The following is a 4,129-nucleotide window of genomic DNA, read 5'->3' on the forward strand; positions in this document are numbered from 1 at the left end:
CCCGGGGCCTGGCGGGATTATTCGTCGCCCTTTTTCTGACTCAGACCATATTCACGCAGTTTATTGGCGATGGCGGTATGCGACACCCCCAGCCGCTTCGCCAGCTTACGTGTGCTGGGGTAGCTGCGATAGAGCTGGGTCAGCACCGAGCGCTCAAAGCGGCGGGTGATGTCGTCCAGCGACCCTTCCATGGCCTCCTCGCCCACCGGCAGCGAGGCGACGTCATGGTCCGGCAGCAGAATGTCCTGTGGACGCAGCTCAAATCCTTCCAGCTGGGTCAGTGCGCGATAGACGGCATTCTTCAGCTGGCGGACGTTGCCGGGCCAGCTGTAGCGGGTAAGCACCGTACTGAGATCGGCAGAGAGCTTCGGCCGCGGGATCCCCTGCTCGTCGGCAAAGCGGGCCACGAACAGCTCCGTCAGCGGCATGATGTCCTGCGGGCAATCGCGCAGCGGCGGCAGATACAGCGTCAGGACGTTGAGGCGATAGTAGAGATCTTCGCGGAAAAGCCCTTTCTGCACCAGCTCGATCAGGTTTTTCTGCGTCGCGCAGATCACCCGCACATCGACGTGCACTTCATGATCCTCGCCAACGCGGCGGAAGGTGCCGTCGTTGAGAAAGCGCAGCAGCTTAGTCTGCATCCGCGGCGACATCTCACCAATTTCATCCAGCAGCACCGAGCCGCCGTTGGCTTGCTCGAAGAAGCCCTTCTTGCCCTGCAGCGCGTCGCCAAACAGCTCGCTCTCGACCGCGTCCTCGGGAATGGAGCCACAGTTGAGCGCCAGATAGGGTTTGCCCGCCCGCGGACTGGCCAGATGGCAGGCATGGGCCAGCAGATCTTTACCGGTGCCGGTGTCGCCGACAATCAGCAGCGGCGCGCTGAGCATCGCCAGCTTGCGCGCTTGCTCCACCACGTGGCGCATTTTCGGCCCCACCGCGAGGATCTGACTGAAAGCGCTGGTATCCTGGCTGGTCATGGTCTGCAGCTGGCGTCCCATGCGCACGGTTGAGCGCAACATCGCCACGGCGCCGGTCAGCACTCGCTCGTTATGCTCGCCTTCCAGATAGACCGGAGTCACTTCCAGCAGGTAGTTCTGCCCATTCACCACCACATGCTCCGCATGCGTCTCCTGCGGGCTGCTCTCCAGCCAGCGCTGAACGTTAAAATCGGCGATCAGCTGGGCCACCGGGTGGTTACGCAGCTTCGCCTGGCTTTGGCCAAACAGCAGGCAGCTGGCGGGGTTCGCCAGTTCCACCCGACCTTTGGTATCCAGCGACAGCACCGGCTCCGGCATCGCTACCAGCAGCGCGCTGAGCGCCAGGTGTTCACGTTCAGACGGCATCCAGGGCACGGTGCGCACGTCCGTCACGCCGGCGATACGGCGGATCTCAGCCATCAGGCTGCTGAACGTGGCGAATTCCAGTTCGGCGAAATTGAGGTAAATTCGGCCAATAGGGTCAATATCGATACCGCGCAGGTCAATACCACGCAGCACCAGCAAATCGAGCAATTCACGAGTCAGACCGAGACGGTCTTCACAAAAGACTTCAAGACGCATGGGAGTGTTCACCCTAAAAGTGCCAATGACGGGAGAATAATAGGCCAGGAATGGGTTTTCGGGAAGCTAACTGTCAACAATTATTGACAGTGTGGCGGAAAAATGGGCGCTGTGGCGTAAAGTCAGACGGTCAGTGGTTAAATCACCGGCCAGGCGGCCGGTGAGTCTTGGGTCAGGCGTGGAAAGCAGGCAGCCACTGACGGTTCTCAGCGATCACCTCATCCAACGCCAGTTCGAGCTTCTCGCCGCTGACGATCAGCGGATTCAGCATCAGAGCACGCCATGCGGTATGGCGGTTGCCGGTGAGCGCGGCCTCGATAGTCAGCCGTTCAAATGATTTCATCAGCTGCAGCAAACGCAGGGTATCTTCCGGGAACGGCGCCACATTGAGAGGTAGCGGACCAGAAGCGGTAATCAGCGAGCTGACCTCTACCGCGCAGTCATCCGGCAGGCCATTGATGGCGCCGTTATTACGCGTGTTGACGTGCATGATAATCCGCTTGTCGTTGTAGATGGCATTCATCAGCTCGCAGGCCGCCTCGGAATAGTACTGGCCGCCGCGCCCTTCCAGCGCCTTCGGTTTGACTGCCAGGTGCGGGTCGCGGTACTGGTCAAACAAGATTTTTTCCAGCTGCTTAACCACTTCCCCGCGGGTTCCTTCGCCGCCCGCCTCCGCCAGCTCCTGGCGCAGCAGATCGTCTTTCATGTAGTAATAACGCAGATAGGCGCAGGGGATCATGCCTAAGCCCTGCAGCAGATGCGACGGCCAACGGAACGGCGGAATGTTGCGCGGCACCAGCGGATCCCGACCGGCGTTGATCTCGGCTATCACCTCCGGCAGCCATTCTTTACCTTTGTGCAGGATCTGGCGCACGAAGATAAAGTGGTTCAGGCCGGCGACCTGCATCACCACCTCTTTTTCGTCAGCGCATTGCAGCAGAGTGGTTATCCCTTTTTGCATAATCACCGGCACGTTACACAGGCCGACGGCTTTGATGCGGCTGTGGCGCAGGATCGCTTCGGTCACCATCCCCGACGGGTTGGTAAAGTTCAGCAGCCAGGCGTCGGGACACAGTCGCTCCATATCGGCAGCGATCTCCAGGGCGATGGGAATGGTGCGACAGGCGTTGGCGAAGCCGCCGAGGCCATTGGTCTCCTGGCCGATCAAGCCATACTTGAGGGAGATACGTTCATCGCTGATCCGGGCGTCAAGGCAGCCGGCGCGAAACTGCGAGCAGACGAAATCGGCATCGCGCAGCGCGCTTTCCCGGTCAAGGGTGGCCACCACTTCAATAGTCAGCCCGGCTTTGGCGATCATTCGCCGCGCCAGTCCGGCGATAATCTCGACTTTCTCTTTGCCCTCTTCAATGTCCACCAGCCATAGCGAAGCGACTGGCATTTCATGATAGCGGTTGAGCAAACCTTCAATCAGTTCCGGGGTGTAGCTGGAGCCACCGCCAATCACCACAATTTTGAGTCCTGACATGGTATACCTCGGTTTAGTTACGATATAACTATTTAAAACCGGCAAAACTGGCCTAACAAACGAATTAAATCGGCCTATGCATGAACTCAATTAATGCATAAGGGAGACAATCTGCGCTTGAGCAACAAAGCATCCTTGCGCTGCTGCAGACCTTTGAGGTGACCGCCCGCCACCTGAGCTTTACCCTTGCCGCGCATGAAATGAACCTTACCCAGGGAGCGGTCAGCCATCGGATCCGCAGGCTGGAGATGCACATCGGGTTTCGCCTGTTTATCCGCATGACGCGTAAACTGGCGCTGACAGAGGAAGGTAAGCGGCTGCTGGCGACGTTAAGCCATTCGCTGCGGGCGATTAACGATGAAATTGAGGATATTCGCGATCAGGATCTGCGCGGCACGCTGCATATTGGTATTGCGCCGACGCTGGCCCATCTGTGGCTAATGCCGCGTCTGCCGCGCTTTCAGACGCAATGGCCGGGACTGAATCTGCAGTTTCGCGTGCGCGCCGGGGTGATGGATTTTAACGAGGAGCGGGTGGATCTGGCAATTTACTACGGCGCCACGCGCTATCCCGATCTTTATCAACAGCGGCTGATGGCGGAAAGTTTGCTCCCGGTCTGCTCCCCGCGTTATCGCCAGCAGTATCGTCCGCTGAGCGGCGGCGACCCGGCGGCGCTCGTCTGGATCCATGCGTGCGAATCCACCGACGTACAGGATCAATTTGCGGAATGGCGCCTGTGGTGCCAGCACAGCGGACAGGCGTTACCTTTTGACGGCCGGTATTACGCGGTGAATAACCACTCGCTGGCCATCGAGATGGCGCTCAATGGACTCGGCGTGGTGATGGGGCGTAAAACGCTGATCCAGCCGCTGCTCGACGCCGGCAGGCTGGTGGCCTTGTCTGAAAATGAAGCGCCCTCGCCCTTTGGCTATGACCTGATTTGTCCGCAGGAGAACCGTTCCCGCCCGCGCTTTCGCGCCTTCAGCGAGTGGCTGGCGGCGGAATGCGCCTAATCGAATATTGCCAGGGTGCACGTACCAGAGCTTGACGTCGAAGGCCGGGCAAGGCGAAGCCGCCCCCCCGG

General features: G+C 59.5%; 3 protein-coding genes. 1 reads left to right on the forward strand and 2 read right to left on the reverse strand.

Annotated features, from left to right (window positions below; translation table 11 throughout):
• Positions 1 to 17: 17 nt before the first annotated feature.
• Positions 18 to 1,559: a transcriptional regulator TyrR gene (gene tyrR / locus HMPREF9538_RS18035; RefSeq protein ID WP_002901979.1), complete on the reverse strand. Its 1,542-nt coding sequence runs from the start codon at positions 1,557 to 1,559 to the stop codon at positions 18 to 20.
• A gap of 172 nt (positions 1,560 to 1,731) precedes the next feature.
• The gene (locus HMPREF9538_RS18030; protein WP_002901977.1) at positions 1,732 to 3,045 is read right to left on the reverse strand and encodes a 6-phospho-beta-glucosidase; all 1,314 of its coding nucleotides are present in this window, start codon (positions 3,043 to 3,045) and stop codon (positions 1,732 to 1,734) included.
• 143 nt (positions 3,046 to 3,188) lie between these two features.
• Between HMPREF9538_RS18030 and HMPREF9538_RS18025 the strand changes: the two genes are divergently transcribed.
• Positions 3,189 to 4,058, forward strand: coding sequence for a LysR substrate-binding domain-containing protein (locus HMPREF9538_RS18025; protein ID WP_223174612.1), 870 nt, complete (start codon positions 3,189 to 3,191; stop codon positions 4,056 to 4,058).
• The last annotated feature ends 71 nt before the right edge of the window (positions 4,059 to 4,129 follow it).

The organism is Klebsiella sp. MS 92-3 (assembly GCF_000195655.1).
GTDB classification, from domain to species: Bacteria; Pseudomonadota; Gammaproteobacteria; order Enterobacterales; family Enterobacteriaceae; genus Klebsiella; species Klebsiella pneumoniae.